18 protein-coding genes and 2 pseudogenes are annotated in these 24,101 nt (G+C 34.4%); 13 read left to right on the top strand and 7 right to left on the bottom strand.

The window, feature by feature from the left end; all coding sequences use genetic code 11:
• Positions 1-272: 272 nt before the first annotated feature.
• The 6 genes and pseudogenes from BMW37_RS06620 (at position 273) to BMW37_RS15085 (ending at position 6,342) form a co-directional block, all read left to right on the top strand.
• Positions 273-1,156 (top strand): annotated as a pseudogene (locus BMW37_RS06620) (IS982 family transposase).
• Positions 1,157-1,297: 141 nt separating this feature from the next.
• Positions 1,298-2,437 carry a hypothetical protein gene (locus BMW37_RS06615; RefSeq protein WP_093318830.1) on the top strand — a complete coding sequence of 380 codons (1,140 nt, stop codon included), beginning with the start codon at positions 1,298-1,300 and terminating at the stop codon, positions 2,435-2,437.
• A gap of 415 nt (positions 2,438-2,852) precedes the next feature.
• The gene (lolC, locus tag BMW37_RS06610) at positions 2,853-4,079 is read left to right on the top strand and encodes a lipoprotein-releasing ABC transporter permease subunit LolC (RefSeq protein WP_093318828.1); all 1,227 of its coding nucleotides are present in this window, start codon (positions 2,853-2,855) and stop codon (positions 4,077-4,079) included.
• A 30-nt stretch (positions 4,080-4,109) separates the two neighbouring features.
• Positions 4,110-4,835 carry a lipoprotein-releasing ABC transporter ATP-binding protein LolD gene (gene lolD, locus BMW37_RS06605; RefSeq protein ID WP_093318825.1) on the top strand — a complete coding sequence of 242 codons (726 nt, stop codon included), beginning with the start codon at positions 4,110-4,112 and terminating at the stop codon, positions 4,833-4,835.
• 12 nt (positions 4,836-4,847) lie between these two features.
• Positions 4,848-6,095 (top strand): lipoprotein-releasing ABC transporter permease subunit LolE, encoded by a 1,248-nt coding sequence (lolE, locus tag BMW37_RS06600; RefSeq protein ID WP_093318823.1) that lies wholly within the window; start codon positions 4,848-4,850, stop codon positions 6,093-6,095.
• A gap of 85 nt (positions 6,096-6,180) precedes the next feature.
• Entirely contained in the window at positions 6,181-6,342 is a 162-nt protein-coding gene (locus BMW37_RS15085) for a hypothetical protein (RefSeq protein ID WP_177168600.1), read from the top strand.
• A 432-nt stretch (positions 6,343-6,774) separates the two neighbouring features.
• On the opposite strand, the gene uvrC is transcribed toward BMW37_RS15085, so the two are convergent.
• The 5 genes from uvrC to BMW37_RS06575 all read right to left on the bottom strand — a co-directional run bounded on the left by uvrC (position 6,775) and on the right by BMW37_RS06575 (position 12,489).
• A complete protein-coding gene (uvrC, locus tag BMW37_RS06595; RefSeq protein ID WP_093318820.1) occupies positions 6,775-8,700 on the bottom strand; it encodes an excinuclease ABC subunit UvrC in 1,926 nt (641 codons plus the stop codon).
• Positions 8,701-8,759: 59 nt separating this feature from the next.
• On the bottom strand, positions 8,760-9,713 hold the full coding sequence (locus BMW37_RS06590) for a DMT family transporter (RefSeq protein ID WP_093318818.1): 954 nt from the start codon (positions 9,711-9,713) through the stop codon (positions 8,760-8,762).
• A gap of 186 nt (positions 9,714-9,899) precedes the next feature.
• Entirely contained in the window at positions 9,900-10,850 is a 951-nt protein-coding gene (locus BMW37_RS06585; protein ID WP_143047603.1) for a phosphotransferase, read from the bottom strand.
• A 45-nt stretch (positions 10,851-10,895) separates the two neighbouring features.
• Positions 10,896-11,729, bottom strand: a complete 834-nt coding sequence (locus BMW37_RS06580) for a hypothetical protein (RefSeq protein ID WP_093318814.1) — start codon at positions 11,727-11,729, stop codon at positions 10,896-10,898.
• Positions 11,730-11,811: 82 nt separating this feature from the next.
• Positions 11,812-12,489 carry a riboflavin synthase gene (locus tag BMW37_RS06575; RefSeq protein ID WP_093318812.1) on the bottom strand — a complete coding sequence of 226 codons (678 nt, stop codon included), beginning with the start codon at positions 12,487-12,489 and terminating at the stop codon, positions 11,812-11,814.
• Between the two features lie 1,028 nt (positions 12,490-13,517).
• Between BMW37_RS06575 and BMW37_RS06570 the strand changes: the two genes are divergently transcribed.
• Entirely contained in the window at positions 13,518-14,237 is a 720-nt protein-coding gene (locus BMW37_RS06570; protein WP_093318809.1) for a hypothetical protein, read from the top strand.
• A 953-nt stretch (positions 14,238-15,190) separates the two neighbouring features.
• A pseudogene (locus BMW37_RS15910) lies at positions 15,191-15,316 on the top strand (RNA-guided endonuclease InsQ/TnpB family protein); the annotation flags it as partial.
• 58 nt (positions 15,317-15,374) lie between these two features.
• Here BMW37_RS15910 and BMW37_RS06560 read toward each other — a convergent pair.
• On the bottom strand, positions 15,375-16,184 hold the full coding sequence (locus tag BMW37_RS06560; RefSeq protein ID WP_093318807.1) for an SMI1/KNR4 family protein: 810 nt from the start codon (positions 16,182-16,184) through the stop codon (positions 15,375-15,377).
• A 700-nt stretch (positions 16,185-16,884) separates the two neighbouring features.
• On the opposite strand from BMW37_RS06560, the gene lepA reads away from it, so the two are divergent.
• The 5 genes from lepA to BMW37_RS06535 all read left to right on the top strand — a co-directional run bounded on the left by lepA (position 16,885) and on the right by BMW37_RS06535 (position 22,454).
• Complete coding sequence (lepA, locus tag BMW37_RS06555; RefSeq protein ID WP_093318805.1) at positions 16,885-18,678, top strand: translation elongation factor 4; 1,794 nt, start codon at positions 16,885-16,887, stop codon at positions 18,676-18,678.
• Positions 18,679-18,726: 48 nt separating this feature from the next.
• Complete coding sequence (gene lepB, locus BMW37_RS06550; protein ID WP_093318803.1) at positions 18,727-19,674, top strand: signal peptidase I; 948 nt, start codon at positions 18,727-18,729, stop codon at positions 19,672-19,674.
• Between the two features lie 104 nt (positions 19,675-19,778).
• Positions 19,779-20,459 (top strand): ribonuclease III, encoded by a 681-nt coding sequence (rnc, locus tag BMW37_RS06545; RefSeq protein WP_093318969.1) that lies wholly within the window; start codon positions 19,779-19,781, stop codon positions 20,457-20,459.
• Positions 20,460-20,544: 85 nt separating this feature from the next.
• On the top strand, positions 20,545-21,438 hold the full coding sequence (gene era, locus BMW37_RS06540; protein ID WP_425441767.1) for a GTPase Era: 894 nt from the start codon (positions 20,545-20,547) through the stop codon (positions 21,436-21,438).
• 143 nt (positions 21,439-21,581) lie between these two features.
• A complete protein-coding gene (locus BMW37_RS06535; protein ID WP_093318799.1) occupies positions 21,582-22,454 on the top strand; it encodes an N-acetylmuramoyl-L-alanine amidase in 873 nt (290 codons plus the stop codon).
• A 103-nt stretch (positions 22,455-22,557) separates the two neighbouring features.
• Here BMW37_RS06535 and srmB read toward each other — a convergent pair whose 3' ends face one another.
• Positions 22,558-23,997 (bottom strand): ATP-dependent RNA helicase SrmB, encoded by a 1,440-nt coding sequence (gene srmB, locus BMW37_RS06530; protein WP_093318797.1) that lies wholly within the window; start codon positions 23,995-23,997, stop codon positions 22,558-22,560.
• Positions 23,998-24,101: the final 104 nt, after the last annotated feature.

Below are 24,101 nucleotides of genomic sequence, written 5' to 3'. Positions count from 1 at the left end.
CGTATTTTTGACTTGTTATCCAAAATAATCTGTAATGAGTTTCTCAGATTATAGTCTTAAATATCTCAATTTTAATGACCCCTAAAGTTCTTTGTAATTAACTTATTGACCTAAATATTTGAATGATATTTGAATTTTATTATAGGCCATTTATGAATGGCCAATAAAAAGATTTAAATAACGCGATGCTCGACTTTTTTATTGCATAACTGGGAGGGAGATGGCATAACTTACAACTAATTAAGAGACGAATCAAAATTAGGAATAAAATCATGCCATCATTAGTGGATTATATCATCTATACTTTTATTAAATAGACGATAGCTTAAATAAAATACTGGAAGAATACGATAGACCTCTTAGAGCAAGAGGGTTCAAGCCAAAGCTTTCAGATAGCGAAGTCATTACAATGGAGCTCATTGGTGAATTATTTGGCATTGATAGTACGGTAGGGATTTGGAGATGCTTTAACAAGCATTGGACTGATTTATTTCCAAATCTCTCTTCCCGTAGTCAATTTGCCAAACAGTGCCAAAATCTTTGGGTTGTTAAGCAAAAAATATTGGAAAACCTTAATTCGTCTGGGTATTTATTTCATATTATTGACGGATTTCCAATCGCTGTTTGTCATAACAAACGGATTATCCATTGCAAACAATTTAAGGGAGAGGCAGCTAGGGGTTACTGTGCTTCTAAAGAACAGTATTACTACGGATTCAAAGGACATCTTGTTGTTAATCAAGATGGTGAAATTGTTAATTTTGATGTTACTCTCACAAATATAGATGAAAGAGAGATTCCAATAGAGTTACTTGAAGGTAAAACAGGGTTAGCATTAGGGGATAAAGGCTATTTGGGGGCTGAGACAGCGGAACAATGCATAAACTATTGGATTGCTATTGAAAAACCCGTTAGGAAAAACATGAGAGATAAACTCCCTAAAAAAATTAGAAATTTTTGAAATGATAAAAGAAGAATTATTGAAGGTAAAATTGGTCAACTCGCTTAAAAATTCAATATTGAAAGAACATTCGCAAGAACAATGCTGAGCTTTACTATTAGGCTGAGTAGGAAAATATCATCACACAAGCTGGCCACCCTATTCAATAAAGAACAAGGTAGACCCATTTTAAGTATCGCAGATCTCGCATTTTAAAGTCGAGCATCGCTTTTGATTAGTAATTTAATTGTAATTGGAGTGCATTATTAGTAATTGATATTTGTATTGAAATTGGACGAACTGTAAATTTGAAATTGATGTGAATAACATAATATCTTTAATAAAGAGGAGTGACAAGTGAGAAGTCAACAATGTAGTTACCGCTTAATTGATAACAAATGGATTCATCGTTATAGAACGCATGGGTATTTTATCCTGATTTCATTACTTTTTAGTTGTTTTTTAGTTTTACCTAGGCAAGTTCAAGCTGAACAAGATAGAATCCCTAAAGAAACGTATGACAATAGTTCATACACCCTAATCGGTAAACTAAATGACATACCAATCGTGCTTTGGATGCGTACTTACCCAAGTGGAAACTGGGTAGGGCGTTATTTTTTAGCGGATAATCCATTAACTGATATTCGCTTTAGTGGTGATATGGTTAATAATCAGCTTCGATTTACTTTTTTTGAAAACAATCCTGATAAAGATAAAGGGATTGTGATTGATATGATAAAAGATAAACTTGAAGCGAGAATAATCGATCCCAGCTCTGCGGCAACAGACCCTTTTGAATTGAATAGTGTTTTAAGTACTGATTTTATTTTTTCTCCTGGTTTGACGATGTTTGCTAATGACGATCTCTATGAAGCCTTAAGGCAGGTTCATTTTGATTTGAAACCAGGTGAAGTGACTACGTACAAAGATCTTAAGTTGCAATGGTATTCAACAGCAATGCAAGCGGGCATGCAATTTTTTAACATTTCAAGTAATTTACCATCAGATGTGCTTGAGGAAATTAATACCACACTTGAATTAGATTATCGCAGGGCTATTCGTTCTATTCAGTTATTTGAGTTTAGTGAAAATCATTTTAATACTCAGATCACATATAAAACGGCTAACCAACTGAGTGTGATGAGTGATCTGTTTTTAAAAAATAATGATGGAAGAGTGTATGCATCGAAGAATGGATATAACTTTGATTTAGCAACGGGTAAACTCATTGAACTCTCTGAGTTACTTAATTTCAATGATCCTGATGCGGTAGGTACTTGGTTTGTAGAATATTTTAGACAGCATGAATATGATTTCATAACATTGCCTGATGCTGCTTGCCTTGGAATAGATAATCCGACTACTTGGTCAATTGATAATTTGGATTGGTATTTAAATGATAAAGGGATCAATCTAATACCATACATTGATTATCCATGTGATGTTATCGCAGTTCTACCTTTTTCTTTGATTACAGAAAGAAAAATGGGCCTCTAATCAATGAACATAATTAATTAGGTTACTAAAATAATGATTGTGATGGCGCCGTTCCAAATAATTCGCATTATTTAGTGATTATCTATGATGATAATCACTAAATTTAAGTAATTTTGTAGCTTAAGATCAATATAACATAGTAACAATTTGAGAAGTGGAAAAATTAAATGCTCGCTTTAACTAGTTTTAGTTAAGGAACATGGCTTGCCAGCTTTGATTCAATGTGTTTTTAGAGTGATCGGCCAAATGGCGGTTACCCAGGTAAATCAAGATGTGATCTGAACGCGGTAGATATCAAAATTAATTAAAGAAAAGATGAATTTAATAATAATAAAGATGATTAAAGAAATCTTATTTTGAATGTGATAGAATCGTAATATTAACCTATTTTTTCCATTACACATATCGAGATTGTATGTATCAACCTGTTTCTCTTTTTATAGCCTTCAGATATCTTCGTGGACGCCCCTCAGATAGATTTGCACGTTTTGTTTCATTTTTTTCTACTCTTGGAATTCTTCTTGGTGTGATGTCTTTAATCACAGTTACCTCAGTGATGAATGGATTTGAACGGGAGCAAGAAAAAAGTATTTTACAATTTCAGCCCCATGCAGTCATATCTAATAGTACTCATCCAATAAGTGCAACTGAATTATTATCATCTGATCCAAAATTTAAGCCTTTTTTAAATAATAAGACTAATGCTAAGGATATTTTGCGCATAGAACCATTTATACAAGCTGATGTCGTGTTGCAAAGTGCTCAAAATATTGCACCTGCATTAATGATAGGAGTGTTACCTGATCAGTATGAGCCTTTGTTCGATTTTTTTTATTTTGCTGAGAAAACGGATCTTAGTGCTGGTTCATATAACACCGTAATAGGTAGTGAGCTTGCAAACAACCTGGGTGTAACAAAAGGTGATGAAATTAGGATATTGGTCCCAAGTGTTACTCAGTTTACACCAATGGGGCGCATACCAAGCCAAAGAATTTTTAAAGTGGTAGGTATTTTTCAATCTAATAACCAAGTAGATGGTACACAGCTACTTGTCAATAGAGTTGATGCGTCAAAATTAATGAGATTAAAAAATGACGAGGTGACTGGATGGCGTTTGTTTTTAGATCGACCCTTAAATGTATCGCAAATTGATACTACACTTTTACCCGAATCTTTTATTCTAACTGATTGGAGAGAAAGGCAGGGGGAGCTTTTTCAAGCTATAAAAATGGAAAAAAATATGATGGGGTTATTGCTTAGTCTTATCATAGCCGTCGCCTCTTTTAATATAGTCACATCACTGAGTTTAATTGTAATGGAAAAACAGGGTGAAATTGCCATTTTACAAACAATAGGACTGACAAAATTAAAAGTGTTAGCGATTTTTATTGTACAGGGCGCTTCAAGTGGAGTGTTAGGTGCGATTTTGGGGACATTATTTGGATTTTTGTTAGCAAGCCAAATAAATAATTTGCCAATTATAGGATCGATGATGGGTGGAAGAGAGTTGCCAATTGTGCTTGATTTTTCACAAATTTTGATGATTATGCTTTCAGCGATTGCAATTGCATTGTTATCAGCTCTTTATCCGGCATTAAGAGCATCTTCTATTATGCCGGCACAAGCATTACGCTATGAATAACTAAACTGAGTATAAACTAATTAGGGACTTATGAATAATTCATCGAATTTAGATTCAATTCTCGTTAACTGCGATAATGTAGTTAAAATGTATCAAGAGGGAACAAATCAAACTCTAGTGCTAAACAATGTCAGCTTTCAAATGAAAAAAAGCGAATTGTTGGCAATAGTCGGTAGCTCAGGCTCTGGTAAAAGTACGCTGTTACATTTATTAGGTGGATTAGATACGCCAACTTCAGGTGAGATTTATTTCAGTCATAATAAATTGTCTTCCTTGAATAACGATCAAAGAGCGGTGATGAGAAATCAGCATATAGGTTTCATATACCAGTTTCATCATCTTCTACCTGATTTTTCCTCACTTGAAAATGTTGCTATGCCATTGTTAATAAGTGGTGAATCGGTTGCCAATGCGAAGAAAAAAGCTTCTTCAATGTTAGCAAAGGTTGGTTTAGCACATCGTTCATCACATAGACCTAGCGAGTTGTCTGGTGGGGAACGACAACGAGTTGCTATCGCAAGAGCATTAATCAATGACCCTCTACTTGTGTTAGCTGATGAACCTACAGGGAATCTAGATCAAAAAAATGCTAATGATATTTTTGAATTAATTAAATCACTTAATGAAATACAAAAAACTGCTTTTTTAGTCGTAACACATGACTTAAATTTAGCCAAGAAAATGGATAAACAGCTTGAAATGCGAGATGGTATTTTATCAGATAAACCAATGCTGCTTGAACAATTTTCGAAATAAGGATATCTAGACATGTTTGCTTTACCACTTACACTTAAAACAGCATTAAGATTTAGTAGAGGTAAAAAACGGGGTGGAATGGTTTCATTAATTTCTCTTTTTTCTACTTTAGGCATTTCTCTTGGTGTTGCAGTACTAATTGTTGGATTAAGTGCAATGAATGGTTTTGAAAGAGAGTTAGTTAACCGAGTGTTAGGGGTTGTCCCACACGGGGAAATTATCCCTGAACAACCGATGCAAATTGAAACTAACTTATTAGTCAACCGAATTGAAGCGAGCGATGGTGTTGTTGCAGCCGCTCCCTATGTATCAATGACTGGGTTAGTAGAAAATGGCATTCATTTACAAACAATTCAAATTAAAGGCATAGATACTGATTTAGAGTCAAAAATAAGTGCGTTACCTAAATTTATTTCTGATAATGCATGGAATTCTTTGCAACCAGATAAAAATCAAATCATATTAGGTGCAGGTGCTGCTAGATCTATTGGTGCGAAAGTTGGGCAATCTGTTACTATCATTATTCCCAATAGCTCTGCTGATTTAAAATTACAGCAACCAAAGAGAATTAGATTACAAATAATAGGACTAATTGAGTTAGGTGGATTAATCGACCACAGTTTAGGTCTTATTCCTTTAGAAGACGCTCAATCGTACTTAGGTAAAGGTCAAGAAATTACTGGGGTAGGGCTTAAACTATCAGATCCATTTCAGGCTAGAACCCAGGTAAAAAAAGCAGCTGAAAACACAAGGCTTTCTTTGCATTATAATAGTTGGATTAATCAATATGGCTTTATGTATAATGACATTCAAATGATCAGAGGAATCATGTACTTAGCGATGGTGTTGGTAATGGCTGTTGCATGTTTTAACATCGTATCTACTTTAGTTGTCGCTGTTAAAGAAAAAAGCACGGATATTGCAATATTAAGGACATTAGGCGCAAAAAATAGATTTATATTATCTATTTTTATATGGTATGGATTAATATCAGGATTTATTGGCACGTTTATAGGTGCGTTAATAGGGATTGCAGCCGCATTATATTTGACAAACGTTATTAATGCCTTAGAAGCGATGCTTGGTGTAGAGTTTTTATCTGCTGATATTTATTTTGTGGATTTTTTACCGTCAGAATTGCACTTGTTAGACGTTTTTCTCGTATTTACAACGTCGATAGTTTTAAGCCTAGTTGCAAGTTTATACCCTGCAAATAGGGCAATTAAACTTGAACCTGCTAAAATTTTGAGTGGGCAATAAATAATTAAAATCTACTAGCAATTTGTCAGTGTCTTGTATTAAAATTAAGCCCCGTACTTTCTTTTAACTTTAGGAACCATTTTAAATGAAACCACGAAAGCGATTATCGCCTAATAGTCATGGTGTACTTAGAAATCGTAAACGTCGTATTTTATTACAACAAAGATGCCGATCAGGTGTTTTTTTTAAGATAAGTGAAATAAAACATGAGAAAATTGATTGGCAAATCGTAGAACTCCTAACCTAGATAATTATCCTCAGTGCTTTTATTAAATATTATTCCAAGGATGGATTAATATTGTTACTGCATTTGATTTTTGTGTAAATCATTGATTTTTAATTTTATTTATCGCTTATTTTTGGTCGTTTAGTTAACTCTATTTTGAGTTAGAACTATATAAATCAAACGATAAAACTAAAATGCTTTTCTTTTGTGCAATTATTATTTTAATTGGTAGTTTTTTGCTCTTTTACAAAGTTCAGGTATGAGTTAATCCAACTTTTTCAAATAGGTAGACCTTGGGTTGAACAGGGTATTTTTGTGTTGCAAAGCTAGGATTGCTATTAAATACAAATTAGTTAAATATCAATAATTATGTGCATAGCATCAGCAAGAGGAAGTTTAGCTATGTCCAAGCAGAAATAATGAATATTAATTTAAAGAATTAACACTAGTGTTTCAAGACTGTTTTAAAATAGCATGGATTTTTTCTGCGAGAGCCAAGGAGATACCAGGTACTTTAGCTATTTCATCGATTGTTGCATTTTTTAAAGTTTGCATTCCACCCATATATTTTAATAAAGCTTGACGTCTTTTAGCCCCTACACCTGGTATGCTTTCAAGTGAACTTGTACCTTTTACTTTTCCTCTTTTTTTGCGGTGCCCGCCAATTGCATGATCATGTGATTCATCTCTAATGTGTTGTATTAAATGTAATGCTAACGAATCACTTGGTAGAGAAAAGCCATCTCCCTCAGGTTCTAAAAATAAAGTTTCTAATCCAGCTCTACGTTCAACACCTTTAGCAACACCCAGAAGTATTGGTTTTGATTTATCCCAACTAACATTAAGCTCTGCAAATATCCTAAATGCTTGTCCTAGCTGCCCTTTGCCACCATCAATAATAATAACATCAGGGATATTTTCATTCGTAATCATTTTTCCGTAGCGACGAGTCAGCACTTGCCCCATCGCAGCATAATCATCACCTGGTGTAATGCCTTCAATATTATAACGTCGATAAGCAGAGCGAAGTGGGCCATTAGTGTCAAACACAACACATGAAGCTACGGTTTGTTCACCTTGTAAATGACTAATGTCAAAGCATTCAAGTCTTGATATTGAATCAAGATTTAAGACTTCTGCAAGTGCGGTCAATCTATCCGAAATGGTAGATTTTTGGACGAGTTTAGTTGATAGTGCAATTTTGGCATTAGTTGATGCTAGTTGTAAGTATTTTGCTCTATCACCTCTTGGTTTAGATTGAATTTCGATTTTACGACCTGCTGATTGGCTTAGAGAATGAGCAAGCAAGTCTATTTCTGGCAGAGTAAAATCAATTAAAATTTGTTGAGGGATATCTCGACCTTCACTTGCTTGTAAATAAAATTGGCCAATAAATGTCTGAACTACTTCAATTAATTCAGTGTTTTTAGGAATATTAGGAAAATAACTGCGACTACCTAATACTTTGCCTTGCCTAATAAATAAAACATGTAAACAGGCAACACCGGATTGAAAATCATAGCCAATTACATCAATATCGTTTCCATTATTTGAGACAAACTGTTTTTCTGTCACGCTTCTAACTGCTTGGATTTGATCTCTATAAGCTGCGGCTTTTTCAAACGCGAGTAACTCACTAGCTACTTCCATCTTTTGGACTAATTCATTAATAACTTGAGTGTTTTTTCCTTCTAGGAAAAGTTTAACAAGATTAACTTGTTCAGAATAGGCAGTATCAGAAATATAGCCATCAACACAAGGAGCACAGCAGCGACCAATTTGATACTGTAAGCAAGGTCTAGAACGATTTTTATAAACAGTGTTTTCACATTGTCTGATAGGAAATAGTCGTTGAATAATTGCTAAGCTATCCCTTACCGCTTGCGCATTAGGATAAGGACCAAAGTATTGTCCTTTGGCTTTTTTCGAACCGCGATAAATAGAGATCCTTGGATGCTTGTCATTACTTAGGAATAGGTAAGGGTAAGATTTATCATCCCTTAATAAAACATTATATTTTGGCTGGTATAATTTAATGTAGTTATGCTCAAGCAGCAATGCTTCAGTTTCGGTATTCGTGACAGTAACATCTATATTTGATATCTGTTTTACTAATGTTTCTGTTTTTATACTACCTAAATTTTTTCTAAAGTAACTAGATAATCTTTTTTTTAAATCTTTTGCTTTACCAACATATATAACAACTTCATCTATATCGTACATACGATAAACACCAGGGCTCGACGTAACATTCTTAAGAAAAAGTTTTGAATTAAAACCAGAGAGTAGTTCCTCAGTCTCTTCAATTTCAATAAATTCTATCTTAGTTGACTGTTTAATCGATTTGGGGTGCTGATTTTGCGTATTAAAGTCGTTCATATTGCTCTAGTTATCAGTGTTTTTACAATCTCTGCTACAGAAGTAGTCGCAAAGGCATATTAGCTATTTTTTTTATTTTTTTTAAAAGGATTAGGTAATTCACTTATTAGAACTGCAAATAAGATAAGTGCACCACCAAACAATCCTAAATAAGAAAGCTTTTCACCGGCAATTCGACCAACAATTCCTGCCCATACGGGTTCTCCAGCATAAATGAGTGTTGCTCTAGTTGGGGATACCGATTTTTGTGCCCAGTTCATCACAAATTGAATAAGCGCACTCATAACACCTAATCCAATTGCACTATATAGCAAATAAGGCGAGAAATTAGGGAGCGATTCCTGAGTTGGAATCATTAAAGTAAATGAGAATATAGCAGCAGATAAAAGTTGAATTAGGGTCACTCTACGGCTATCTACTTGATTAGAAAAATGACTTATTAATATTATTTCTAATGCGATTGCTAATGCGCTAAAGATAGTTAAAATTTCACCAATTGAAAAAGAAAGGTATACAAAAGATTCACCCTCTGGTTTAGTCAGGAAAAATAAGCCAATAAAAGCTGAAATTATCCCTATCCAAGACATTAGACCAGGTAGTCTTCTTAATATTAACCATTGCAAAATTGGAACAAATGGCACGTAAAGTGCAGTAATAAAGGCGGAGGTACTACTAGGGATGGTTTGTAACCCTACAGTTTGCAAGCCATAGCCAAGGGATATAGCAAAACCAATAAACATCCCTGCTTTTAATTCATACCATGTTAGGCCTTTTAATCTTTTATAAGAAAAACATAAAAGGGCTAGTGCAGCAGCAGAAAATCTTAAGCCAACGAAAAAGAATGGTCCACTATATAGCATCGCATGTTTAACTATAAGAAAAGTACCTCCCCAAAGAATAGTTATTGCTATTAAACAAATCTCTGGGGTTGAAAATCCTAATAATAGTTTTTTGATATCTTCATTATTACTTTCTAACGTAGTTTCAGCATTTGTTTCACTATTGTTTTGCATATCTTCAAATCCTTGGTGGGCGTGTAAGTGCTTTTAAATGTACTACTTAATTGTTATTTAGCATGGTATCGAATTATGATATCGTATAATTTTTTACGAATCTTATCAATAATTACCATAAATGATTATTATTTTAAGATAAATTCAAAAAATTATAATGCGGTTTAACTAACAAACGTACTACCGTTATGCAAATTTATCCCAAAGTTCTTGGCTTAATTGAATGAAATGCTCGTTATTGGTTTGATTCCATCTTATTTCAAACCAGAGAAACTGTAGGTAGTGAATCCAAGGAATCCAAGGAATGATTGCTTCATAAAGCCTATGACTCATAGCTTGGTATTGATTTTCATTTTGTTTGACTAACATTTCGCGTGATTCGATGTAGTTAGCCAAAAAATTGATGGCTTGGCTTTTTGACCAATTCATTGAATCAATAATTGCGGCAAGAGCAATGTGCTCCTCAGTATCACCTGCATATTCCCAGTCAATTAGTTTTAGTGAGTTGTTCTCAAAGATTAAATTATCGATATGCACATCCATATGGGATAACACCATGTGGGAGCGACTCGGAGGTTGTGCATAATTAAAAATGCTATGATTTTTAGCCCATTTATAGGTGATTCTTTTTTTATCAATCTGATTAAAAAGGAAGTTAAAACGTTTTTTTAGTGTTATTTGATGTCTGGAAAGTGGTGAACTATGTATCTTTTGGATCACATACCCTAACTTTTGGGGGATGTAATCTAGCTGGGGTGTTAATGTTTTATTGTTAGGTAACCATTCTAGAATCAACCATTCGCGTGACAGTGTCACGCAGTGTGGCGCAATGTTTTGAAATTCAAGCTGCCTTAGAATTTTGTGTTCAATTTTTCTATTGATCCCTAACTGCATCTTAATTTTAGAGTTTTCGCGAGCTATCCATTTTTTGTCTCCTAGGTCAATGATCCAGTTTGTACCACTTAATCCGCTAATTGGAGTAAATCTAGTTGATTTAATTGATAAATTTGCGTTGAAGGATGAGTTGTTAGGGTTGCTCTGAGCGTGTTTTTTTAAAGCCAAATTAAGTGAGGGTTGTAATAATTGGTCTACAACTGAACGTAATGAGTTCGGAATTAAATAAGTATCAATTTGCATACGTTTTGTACAATTAAGTTTTGCTGAGCCCAATAGATTTAAAAATTAAAAAATTGCCTTTGATTCACCTTCTGCAAGAATTTCTGAGCTTGATGCATCAATAAGTTGCAAGGATAAAATTGGATCACTAGCATCGCCAGATAAACTCGGATAAATAACAAAGTTTAAATTTAAAGCTTTAGCAATTGCAATTGCCTTACTTCTATTAATTAGTGTGTCATTTGGAGATACGCCTAGTTGTTGTTTCGCTAGATTAATGCTTTGGTTATCTGCAATTTGAACTTTTGCTTTGGCAAATGCACTTTGTTGAATAATTTGGTCTAATGCAAAAATCGGTATTGAACCATTAGTTTGATTGCTGATTGAATTGATATAAATAGCACTTGTTAGCTTACTAAGTTGATCTGATGAGTTTAATGAACTGAATGCTTGTTCACTCATTGCCTGCCAGTTAGGCGAACCCTCTGGTGCGATATAATTAATGGTTTGCTTTTGGGTTGAAATATTTACTGGGCTATTTGCTGCTATAGGAGTAGTAGTCGAAGCACTATTTAAAACAGCGTTTGGATCTGAGATGATTTGATCTAATATTAATTGACCCTCATCTGAAACATGAGCATTTGGTGCGTTAATTTGAGGATTACTCGGCACGTTTTCTATTGTAACTGAAATATTATTCTCGATAGTAGGCGTAGGTGGCAAAGGATAAGATTGACTTTTCACTTGAGTCATTTCAGAAGCTGCTTTTTTATTAGATTCAATTTTCTCTACGGGTGCAGGTATATTTTGATTAAGATTGCAACCCTGAAGTATAAATGATACTGATAATGGTATTATGCAGTAGATTGCTTTTTTTGAATATTTATAAGAATTGTTCATCCATTACTCCGATTGAATACTTAGAATTGTTTATATAAAGTTTAACTGAATAAAAGGGCGATGTGCGAGCATTTAATTTAATTTATTCAGCTTTTTTATCTCTACTCATATAATCTTGGGCTATTTGCGTTATATTTTGTTTTATTAAATCTGACATTGAATTCAGCTGACGTAAAATTGTATCAACAGTCACGGTTGTTACTGAATTGAATTCAACATTAATTTTGTGTCCTAATCTTTTTTGTCCAAGTGAAGTTGAGAGTTTTTGTGACATTGATAAATGAACACAAAATTTATCGTTGAGCACTTCAGATATACTTAGCACATGCCCATTAAGACCAATAAGAGATTTTTCAAATAAATATTTTGATAGGTCAATTCTATCTAATTTTAACCAGATTTGATGATTATGTTCCGAAGTGAAAATTCGGCATATTTCAGCTTGCGTAGATATTTGGCCTGAAAGCATGAAAACTGTTATGTCATCCCCTAATTTGAGAGGCATATCAATACAGACAGTATTTCCTTTTTGGAGAGAGCCTAGAGTTGTCGTTCTTAAATTATCTTTAGTTAGCTCAACTGTAATTGATTGAGCATCAATTGCACAAATAGTCAATGCACAACCGTCAACGGTGACTTGAGAACCTAAAGTTAGCAAAACTAGTTTATCCTCTTCAATCTCAATTGATAATTGATAAGATTGATGATTCTCATTTACATCATTCACTTTTGCTAAAAATTGATTTCGGCCATTGAACATTGAATTGTCCCAAAATAAGAATTGGCATTAATCGTTTTATTGTAATTCATTCAAAACGATTCTATGTTGCTATAGGTGAATTTTTAAAAATAAAGTGCTATCTGTCAACTTGGCAATGCTTGTGCAATAATTACTGATTATACATGTCATTATTAAGATAATGGCGAAAGAATTGTAAAATAAGTTTTTACCAAGTTTGGAATTCAAGTATATCATGGAGCTCTATCCGATCGCAAAGCAATTACTTTTACTGTCATGCACTAACTGTAGTATGGCTTCTTGCAAGCCAGTATTCTATATAAATGATAGCCATTAGGTATGTGTGCTTATACAGTGTGCCCTAAAATTCTTGCCTTTAGGGCAGAGAAATAAGGTGCAATTTTTTAGCTAACTAGATATGTTGTTGCTCTATATGTTGCCCAAATAGAAATATTGACGTACAACCGAAACTGCTGGCAAAGTAGCTTGACAGCCGTCGCTTTTAACTCCCTGCCAAACAGGCTATTTCCAATTTTGTTAGGAAGCTTACCTGCAAATGAACGTGAGTGTACTCTACGTCCATTTCGATTAGTTCAAACGTCAAAATCGCTGCGTACAGTGCTAAAGTTATCACCTCAGGGCAAACGGGTGGGTTTTAATCAGTAAAAATGTTTGCATTTAAATGCTTTTAATAAATATTCGTCTCAAGTACAAGCAAATATTCTCTTATTTTTAATGCTCGCTTTAAGCGTTTTTTCATTTAGATATGTATCAAATATGTACCCTATACCCTCTTTCATAGTCAAATATTCATTATTATCATTACGAACTTTGACAACTAGATGAACTTATCTAAAGGCATAGCTTCCATGTTCTTAATTTTTCTTATTATTTCCTCATTGAGAAAATTTCTGATAGAATTACACTATAATCTTTGTTTTTTAGTCAATAAAGTTACTGAAAAATACATTTAAATCGATGATTAAAGTGACTTTTGAGATGTAATACCTGTCAAGAACGATGAAGAGGATCCTCACTAGAACACTGATATGAAAAATTTACTTAATCCTATTTCTAATGTTGGCATCCATACATTAGGTATTGAATTATTTCCTGATGCTGAAAAAGTCTTTTCTAGAGATGTTGAAAAACATGCCGAATTTTTGAATCCACTTCTATTAATTGAACTGAGCTTGATAAATCCAAAATGGCAGGGTTCTGTTCCACTATTATCGCCAATTGAACCAACCATTGAAGGATTCCTTGGGGATGGGGGCGATCACAGTACGCATAATTATTATCTTGGGATCAACACGATTTGTCTAAAAGCTGATGATAATTGGCGATTTGAATTGATGGGAGATTTCGCTTATTTTGAAAAAGAGCATGTGCCAAATTCTAAAGAAAATAACGAGAACTACGCACGTGAGCAAGCATCATATGAAAAGAAAAAAGCTTTGTTTCGAGCTGGAGAGACGTTATATAACTTTTCTACTCCTTTATTTGTTGAAGGCGGTGAGCCGCTATTTAACAAATTTGGTGGTGAAGCTAATATAGGAAATTGGACTAATGATATTCATTTGCCTTTAAATCAAGAACCCTACTCACATTCAGATGAAATGATTTACCCGCTGGCTGAAGATGGTAATCGATTTTATTTTATCGCAAGCGTATCAGGTTATTATTTTAGAGATTCGGGAGCAGATGAAATTTTACTTTTCTATGAACCAGTTAATAAAATCATACTATTAACTTTTGATTGGTCTTAACTTTCAACAATTAATCCTATCTAATCTTGCCTAAACTGGGCTAAGCAGGGCTCATTTTGTTAAATGTTAAATCAACTTATCTCTTTTGGTAATCAAATATTATTGATATGTAACCGTTTTTTACAATCAATACGTTACCTAGCCCCACCTATGTAATATCAAACCTAGCGCTGTTAGTAGCCACTTTTTTTTACATCGCATCCAATTTATGGCAACGATAGACGCTATGCCCCCTGTGTATGAACGTCACCACTAAGCCACTGATGGTCAAATGTGCTTCGCTTTAATATTAAATGGCTTCGATTTGGGAAAAGAAATTGGCTAAATAGTTGAACCAATTACCCATTAGCGAGCAGTTTTAAGATGATACCCTCAAGACTGAATTCTGGACTCGGGATACTATTGCGCACGTGTATGATAGGCTTCATCAAGTAAGACTTAATGATCTCTATGAAACCATCGCTATGATAGCGCTTAAAACGCTTAATCTGGTTGCACAATCAGTTAACATCGAAATAACTAGCATCCATCGTCACAGTACAAATACGATAGGGCCAGATAAAGAAATGATTTCTAAGGTGAACGTCAAGTATGGATACAAGGAAAATAGAGATTAGGTCACATAGAGCCATTGTAATAATATTAATTAAAAGATTTTTAATTCAATAGCTTATAGGGTATTTTAAGTGACTAAATGCTTCGCTTATTGATGTTAAATATGGGGTTGATGATTCATACATGATAGATTGCCTAATAAATATCAACTCATTATCGCATTAATCCCAACATGGTATTAAAATTGTATAAAACATACCCATTTGCTCTGTAATCACCAGTTTAATAATGTATTTCGTCACCCGTAAGGTGTGAAGCTTGACTAGGAAAACAACTGTATATCCTTGTCAAAATTTGAGGTGGGCACGGTGGTGAAGCAGCTTACTCGCCATTTTTAGGCTAAATTGGGTTTAAATCGGTCGATATTAGATCAAGTTTTCTGCGAACTGTTTCGCCAGCTTGAATATAAACAAGCTTGGCGTGGTGGTCAGGTGATTGCGATGACGCAGGAACTCACTGAAGAACCTGTTTTACAGCGATAAAATGACTCAACAGGGATCCCATTTTAACTAGATGTATATGTCAAATCTCCCAACGATATGTTATTTTAAATTCATCTAAATTTGGTGAGGGAGCTAAAGCTAAAGCTGCATTAAATTCAACATCTGAGATATAACAATACTGTTTTTTAAGTTCATTGAGACTACTATATGTTTCGGGTGGAATGGATTTATCATCTGAAATAATCTCATATGTATCTTTCTTTTTATAAACTCTTCTTTTGGGCTGTGTTTTAACTGAATTGCGTAATGCAGATAATTCTTTAATTATACTTTGCAGTATGGCTAGTTGCTCTGGAGAGAACTCTGTAAGTACTGATTCTAATATAGATTCAATATCAGTTAAAACCGCTAGTTTAGCTTCTTCAGGACTGATTTCACTGTCAATATAAGAAGATGTATCGGCTAGGCAGTGCATTAAATTTTGGTACAAAAAATCACTGAATGAACTAGATATGAATTTACTGTATTCATCATCATGATAAATTAATGCAACCCCCCATGTGTGAAGTGGAGTATTTGGATTGTTATCCAATGGCATAAGACAATACGCATCGCCAGCACCTGTTTGCCCAAAAGGTAAGAAAATTAATCCTGCTTGTGTAGTGGGGTTTAGCCATATCAAATTCTCCGCAATCTCTTCATCACTAGACCATTCAAAATCCCAAGCATTAATTAATGCAGGTGGGTTTTTAAACAAACGCTCTCGCCAAGTATCGGCCCAAATTGCAGGGGATCCATAGTGCGTTTTATTAGTTAAAATGAGCTGTAATAATGATTGAGGTAATGTTCCATTTGTTTGAATGGTTTGGTTCAGTAATAATTGTTGCATGATTCATCCTTAAGCTTTTGAGTGATCTTAATCTAAGGCAAATGGGGATGATGATATAATTCGATCCCCTACACTAAGTAACGTGATGCTCGGCTTTTTTGTCGCATAAGTTTGAGGGAGGCGGCATAACTCACCTCTAATTAAGAGACCAATCGAAATTGGGACTAAAATCATACCATCAGTAGTAGATTATATCACCGAGGCTTTTATTAAAATAGGCGAACACTTAAATAAAATACTGGAAGAATATGGAAGTCTGCTTGACATTTATCGTTATCACAGAATAAAACATAGATATTTTATCCTGACCCATTTATTTAAATTCACATATTGGCTAATTCTATGAAATCTTTTAGAGGAAGTATGATAAAATATTTGCTAGCAAAAGACATTTTTTTAAGTAGATGGATTTGTGCTATTATTCTGAAAGTAACAATATGTATGTGATATTTAGTAGCATGCAGTTGTAGTAATATCTAGAATAAATGCTAGCAGTATGAGTATGAATGCTTTAATGCTATCCTAGATCTTAATCACAATTTTAACACCTATACATTAGTTTTTATCAAAATTTGCTAGGATGAACCTTAAACCTGTAGAGTTAAACTTTGAGGCGATGAGCCAAGTATGACTTAAAAGCAGATAGATTGTTTTTATAGACTAATGAATAATAATTTAAACTAAGAAGACTAACATAAGCATGAAATATATAAGAAATTTTTCTATAATAGCCCACATAGACCATGGTAAATCAACTCTTTCAGACCGTATCATTCAGATATGTGGCGGTTTATCAGATAGAGAAATGGAAGCTCAAGTACTAGATTCTATGGATATAGAAAGAGAGCGTGGCATTACGATTAAAGCACAAAGTGTTACACTAGATTTTAAATCTGAGGATGGCAACACTTATCAGTTAAACTTTATTGATACTCCAGGGCATGTTGACTTTTCTTATGAAGTTTCGCGTTCATTAGCAGCCTGTGAAGGTGCTCTTCTAGTTGTTGACGCAGGCCAAGGCGTTGAAGCTCAAACACTAGCGAATTGTTATACAGCTTTAGACATGAACCTTGAAGTAGTTCCAGTGTTAAATAAAATAGACCTTCCAGCTGCTGATCCTGAAAGAGTTGCAACTGAAATAGAGGATATAGTTGGTATTGTTGCAGAAGATGCGGTTAGATGTTCAGCAAAAACTGGTCTTGGTGTAAGTGATGTTATTGAGCGCCTAGTCAAAGAAATCCCTCCACCTGAAGGAGACCCTTTGGCACCATTACAGGCGCTGATTATTGACTCATGGTTTGATAATTATCTAGGCGTGGTTTCTCTTATCCGTATCAAAAATGGCACTTTGAAAAAAGGCGACAAGGTCAGGGTGATGTCCACTGGTAATGATTACAACGCTGATAGGCTTGGGATATTTACCCCAAAAAGAGTTGATAAAGATGAATTAAAGTGTGGTGAGGTAGGCTGGCTTGTTTGTGGAATTAAAGATATCAAAGGCGCACCAGTAGGTGATACATTGACACTTGCAAAAAATCCAGCAAAAGAACATTTACCAGGATTCAAGAGAGTTAAACCCCAAGTTTATGCAGGTTTATTTCCTGTAAGTAGTGATGATTATGAAGCATTTCGAGATGCTTTGGGTAAGTTAAGTTTAAATGATGCCTCATTATTTTATGAGCCAGAAAGTTCAACTGCTTTAGGTTTTGGATTTAGGATAGGTTTTCTAGGTCTATTGCACATGGAAATTATTCAAGAACGTTTAGAGCGAGAATATGACTTAGATCTTATTACTACCGCTCCTACTGTAGTATATGAAGTAGTCACAACTTCAAATGAAATCGTTTATGTTGATAGTCCTGCAAAATTACCCCCTACAACAAGTATACAAGAGTTGAGAGAACCTATTGCTGAATGTCATATGCTGTTGCCTCAACAATATCTTGGAAATGTGATTACTTTGTGCGTGGAAAAAAGAGGCGTGCAAACTAATATGGTTTATCATGGCAATCAAGTTTCATTGACTTACGAAATACCTATGGCTGAAGTGGTATTAGATTTTTTTGATAAATTAAAATCAACGTCTAGAGGATACGCATCGTTAGATTACGGATTTAAACATTTCCAAGCATCGAACATGGTAAGAGTGGATGTTATGATAAATGGCGAGAAAGTAGACGCACTTGCTTTGATTACGCATAAAGATAATTCTCATAGTAAAGGGCGTGATTTAGTTGAGAAGATGAAAGATTTCATACCTAGGCAGCAATTTGACATCGCTATACAAGCTGCAATTGGCAATCAAATAATCGCCAGATCGACAGTCAAACAATTACGAAAAAACGTAATTGCGAAATGTTATGGTGGTGACGTGAGTCGTAAGAAAAAACTGTTACAGAAACAAAAAGACGGTAAAAAAAGAATGAAACAAGTGGGTAACGTAGAACTACCACAAGAAGCATTCCTTGCCATACTACACGTTGGTAAAGATTAGAATATCTAATTTAAACATAGCGTGTTAATTTTAAAAAAGGATTAAGTAATGGTAATAAATAAATTTGCACTTTTTTTAGTTATAGGGGCAGTGATCACAGGAATATTTTGGCTTGCCTACAAAATTTTCTTTAAAAAAGCGCATCAAGAATCAATGATTAATAACCAACAGCCATCTGCACTTCATACTTGGTTCGATGGAATAGGTGGGCTATTTCCAGTGATCGCGATTGTGTTAATTTTTAGGTCATTTATATTTGAGCCTTTTCAAATTCCATCTGGTTCTATGATGAGGACATTACTTGTTGGTGACTTTTTATTGGTAAACAAATTTAGTTATGGCATTAAAAATCCAGTGACTAACGCAAATTGGATTGATGTCTCAGATCCAAAAAGAGGTGATATCGTAGTATTTAAGGCACCACTTGAACCTGAAAAGGATTTCATTAAACGAGTAATTGGCTTACCGGGTGAGCGAGTGATGTATAATTATGAAACCAAAGAACTGAAAATTTTACCTGCATGTATGAAAGGCGCATCTGAAATTGCACCTGTAGGGTGCAAATTAATTGATATTTCATATAGTGAAATAAAAGAAAGTCAGTTCTATTCTGTAGATAACTCCCAAGCTATTTTAGAAATTCCTGAGGGTGAATCAAATCCAATTGGAATAAAGGGAGTAAGATTGCTAGAAAGAACTGAAACTATTAACGGTCGTACTAATACTATTCTACTTGATCCTAGCCGTAGGGATGATTTTAGAGCCTATGTCTCATCAACATGGGCAGAAGATTATTCTAGGGAATTTACAGTACCTAAAGATAGTTACTTTGTGATGGGTGATAATAGAGATCATAGCAGTGATGGACGTTTTTTCGGATTTGTTCCAAAAGAAAATCTAGTTGGTAAGGCTGTATTTATTTGGATAAGCTTTGAAAGATTACCAGATGAATGGCCAACAGGAATTAGATTTAGCAGAATAGGCATGATTGAATAAAGACTATTTTGACAGTTTACTAAGCCGGCCTATCTTTTAAAGGTCGGTTTTTTTGTTTTTTTACATTGCGTAATAATACGCCATAGTTGTATACCTTAGTAATGATGAATAAACTTAAAATTGAAAGATTAGAACGTAAACTTAGTTATAAATTTAAAGATCCAGTTTTATTAACTATGGCCTTAACGCATAGAAGTGCTAATGGTCAACATAATGAACGCTTAGAATTTTTGGGTGATTCTATCCTTAGTTTCATAATCGCTGATACACTTTACGCTAGATTTCCAAAATGTAATGAAGGTGATTTAACTAGAATGCGAGCTTCTCTTGTTAAGGAAAATACATTATCAGAAATCGCCAGAGAGTTTGATTTAGGAAATGTATTAGTTTTAGGGCCAGGGGAGCTTAAAAGTGGTGGGTTTCAAAGAGATTCGATATTAGCAGATGCCATTGAAGCTATAATAGGTGCAATTTATATTGATAATGGCATTGAGACCGTAAAGTCTGTTGTACTTGCTTGGTATGAAAATCGTCTAGCTAATATTAGTCCAGGTGATAAACAAAAAGATCCAAAAACTCGCTTGCAAGAGTTTTTACAAGCTAACCATCGCCCTTTACCACTTTATACTGTTATACAAGTCAAAGGCGATGCTCATAATCAAGAGTTTACAATTGAATGTGATATTGATGGTTTAGTCGAAAAAATAATTGGCAAAGGAACAAGTAGACGAAAAGCTGAACAGAGTGCTGCAGCTCTAGCTTTAACTGCACTTGGAATAAATTAAATTACAATGGTTTATTGACAAGTTTAATTAATTTAAAAATGAGAAATGAATGACTATTAATACTTTAGAAAATGGAAAACCTGATATGGAAACTTATTGTGGTTTTGTTGCGATTGTTGGCAGACCCAATGTAGGAAAATCAACGTTGTTAAATACGATTCTCGGACAGAAAATATCTATCACATCTAGAAAAGCGCAGACAACAAGACATCGGATACTAGGCATAGATACGCACGATACACACCAAATTATTTATGTGGACACACCGGGTTTGCATATTGAAGAAAAAAGAGCTATTAATCGTTTGATGAATAAAGCCGCTAGTTCATCAATTGGTGATGTTGAATTGATAATCTTCGTTGTAGAAGGAACACATTGGACCGATGATGATGAAATGGTCCTAAATAAATTAAGAAATGCGAAAGCACCTGTGATATTAGCAATAAACAAAATAGATAATGTAGAAGATAAATCTAAACTTCTGCCTCATATTCAATTTTTGTCGGAACAAATTAAATTCCTTGAAATAATTCCAATTTCAGCCGAAAAAGAAATTAATTTGGAAGCATTAACGAATATTGTTAAAAATAATTTACCAAAAGGAGAATTTCATTTCCCTGAAGACTATATTACTGATCGCTCGCAAAGGTTTATGACAGCAGAAATTATCCGTGAAAAATTAATGCGTTTTTTAGGAGAAGAGTTACCTTATTCTGTGACTGTGGAAATAGAACGATTTGCATCAAATGAGCGTGGTGGGTTTGATATAAACGGCTTAATTTTGGTTGAGCGAGATAGCCAAAAAAGAATGGTTATAGGTTCCCAAGGTAGTAAAATTAAGACGATTGGTATTGAGGCTAGAAAAGATATAGAAGCAATGCTAGATTGTAAGGTTCATTTAGAATTATGGGTGAAAGTGAAGTCTGGCTGGGCCGATGATGAGCGTGCACTCCATAGTCTTGGCTATAATGAAGATTAAGGTAGATAAATTCTTAACTTAAATTGTTGATTTATAAAATTATATTATCTTTACTTTAGTTGCGGTATACTTATTCAGACCAGTTGAGTTTGGTTATACGTTAGATTTAGAATATGGATTATTTGAAAAATAAAAGGTCTTTCATGAAAAATAAATTTTGTTTTGGATTACTTTTATCTGCTCTTTTACTAACTGGCTGTCAAAGTGAAATAGATCCTGTCCCTCTTGGCGTAAAACAACGCGATAGAGGTGAGTATATGGTCGATAGGCAACAAGTTAAAGTGGAAAATGGTAATGCAATGGTATTGGTAATGCATTACACTGCATTAGATGATGAAAAGTCACTGAAAGTTTTAACTGGTGGCGAAGTGAGTATTCATTATTTAGTTCCTTCAATCCCTAAAATTGAAAGGGGTAAACCTGTTGTAATTCATTTGCTACCTGAGGATGCAGAGGCTTGGCATGCTGGAAAAAGTTTTTGGCGGGGTAGGGAGAAGTTAAATACAAGTTCAGTTGGAATCGAGATTGTTAATACTGGTTATACAGATGAACCCGATGGAACACGCAAGTGGTATAAATTTAATGATGAACAAATAGATTTAATTATACCACTTGCAAAAGATATTATTAAAAGGCACAACATAGCACCTTATAATGTTGTTGCTCATAGTGATATTGCCCCGCAGAGAAAATCTGATCCTGGTCCACTATTTCCATGGGATAAACTTGCACAAGCAGGTATAGGTGCTTGGCCGAATGCAACTGATGTAAAAAAACACTTAGCTGGGCGACCTAAAAATATGCAAACAGATGTGTTAACAATGCAAAAGCTATTAGCAAGATATGGCTACCAGGTTCCATTGCATGGTCAATTAGACAAAGAAACTAAAAACGTTATTGCAGCTTTCCAAATGCATTTTAGAAGAAGTAACTTTAACGGTATTCCTGATGCGGAAACAGAGTCGATACTAAAGGCGTTGATTGATAAGTATAAGATTAAGTCGGCAACAGTATAGTTTTTTGTTCTTATCTTAACTTGAATCACAAATTGACAGGTAGTGTTACCACTAAGTTTAGATAATTTGATTAATTACGAACTTAGTGGTTTTATAAATAAATTTATTTTTTGTTTTTACTGGCCCTGTTGCCTTTCTTTTTGTTTGCCTTTTTCTTCTCTTCTTTAACTTTTTTTGTTTTCTTAGAAGGTCGGCCTGAATGTTTTAGGTTAGGCTTTTTAGATTTAGGCCTTAGAGTATCAATAACTCTATAGGGTATTTCTTCTCCTAAATAGCGTTCTGCTTTGTTCAATAGTAAAAAATCATGTGCTTCAACTAATGAAATCGCAATGCCTTTTTTACCTGCGCGTGCTGTTCTACCAATACGATGTAAAAATACATCAGCCGTTCGAGCCATATCAAAATTAATAACATGAGTGACATCAGGTATATCAATACCACGAGCCGCAACATCAGTTGCTATTAATACCTTTACTTTCCCATTATTTAATCTTTTAATCGCTTCTTGACGTTTATGCTGAGCAAGGTCACCTTCTAGGTAGCTATTGGGAATACCAGCAGATTGAAGCTCTTTTGACAATTGGTGTACTTTCTCTTTTTTTCGAACAAAAATAACTATTTTATCTACACCTTCTTGGCCTAAAATGTGAGTTAATAAGGCAAGTTTATGAGCATAGTCATCAGCACGATAGTAGTATTGAACGATTTTTTTACGCTCTTTACGAGAGGATTGTGCTTGTAATATAACGGGATCTGTTAGTACGCGTTTAGCAAATTCTTCAACATCATTGCCTTCAAGTGTTGCTGAATAAAGTAGGGTTTGCTTTCGCCATCTGGTTTCAGCTGCAATGGTTTCAACATCTTGTGCAAATCCCATATCTAATAATCTATCAGCTTCATCGAGAATAAGTATCTCAATTGCACGACAATCAAAATTTTCTTCACGAATATATTGTAGCAGCCTGCCAGTTGTGGCAACTACAATATCTTGGTTTGTTGAGAAAATTTCAGCGTGGTTAACATAAGATACACCACCTGTTATGGTTGTAATCGCTAAATGTGTTGCACCAGATATTTCTTTAGCTTGCTCTGCAATTTGATGAGCAAGTTCCCTTGTTGGAGTTAGGATTAAAACTCTTGGAGGGCCGCCATTTTTACGAGGGAAATCTAGAAGATGTTGCATAGCGGGTAATAAAAAAGCAAGTGATTTACCGGTCCCAGTTGGTGCTGAGCCTAGTACATCATGACCCGCTAAAGTTGCAGGAATTGCAATTGATTGGATTGAGGTAGGCTTATGCAATCCTTTTTGAGAAAGACCAGTCAGAAGACGGTCATCTAATGATAACTCATCAAAACTGTTGAGAGTAGGCTCTTCGAACTGAGTGTCTTGATGTTCTTCAGTTAATAGCCCAATATCTAACTTCTGTTCATCGATGCTAGTTTGATTAGCTAGCTTAAATTTTTTTATGCTAAGTCGTTTTGCATTAGCGGTCCGACTTGGTAATGTTACTGTATTTAAGGGGATATCTGAATTTTTAGACATGTTGACCATTTGCTTTAAGTGGAGGAAAATAAAATATGCTGTAGTGTAACGTTTTATTATGAATTTTTGTAGAGTAAAGAGAAACTATTTAATGAAAACAGGTT

The organism is Thorsellia anophelis DSM 18579 (genome assembly GCF_900111395.1).
Classification (GTDB): Bacteria; Pseudomonadota; Gammaproteobacteria; order Enterobacterales; family Thorselliaceae; genus Thorsellia; species Thorsellia anophelis.
The sequence above is the reverse complement of the archived record's forward strand: the minus strand, read 5'-3'. Positions and strand labels throughout refer to the sequence as shown.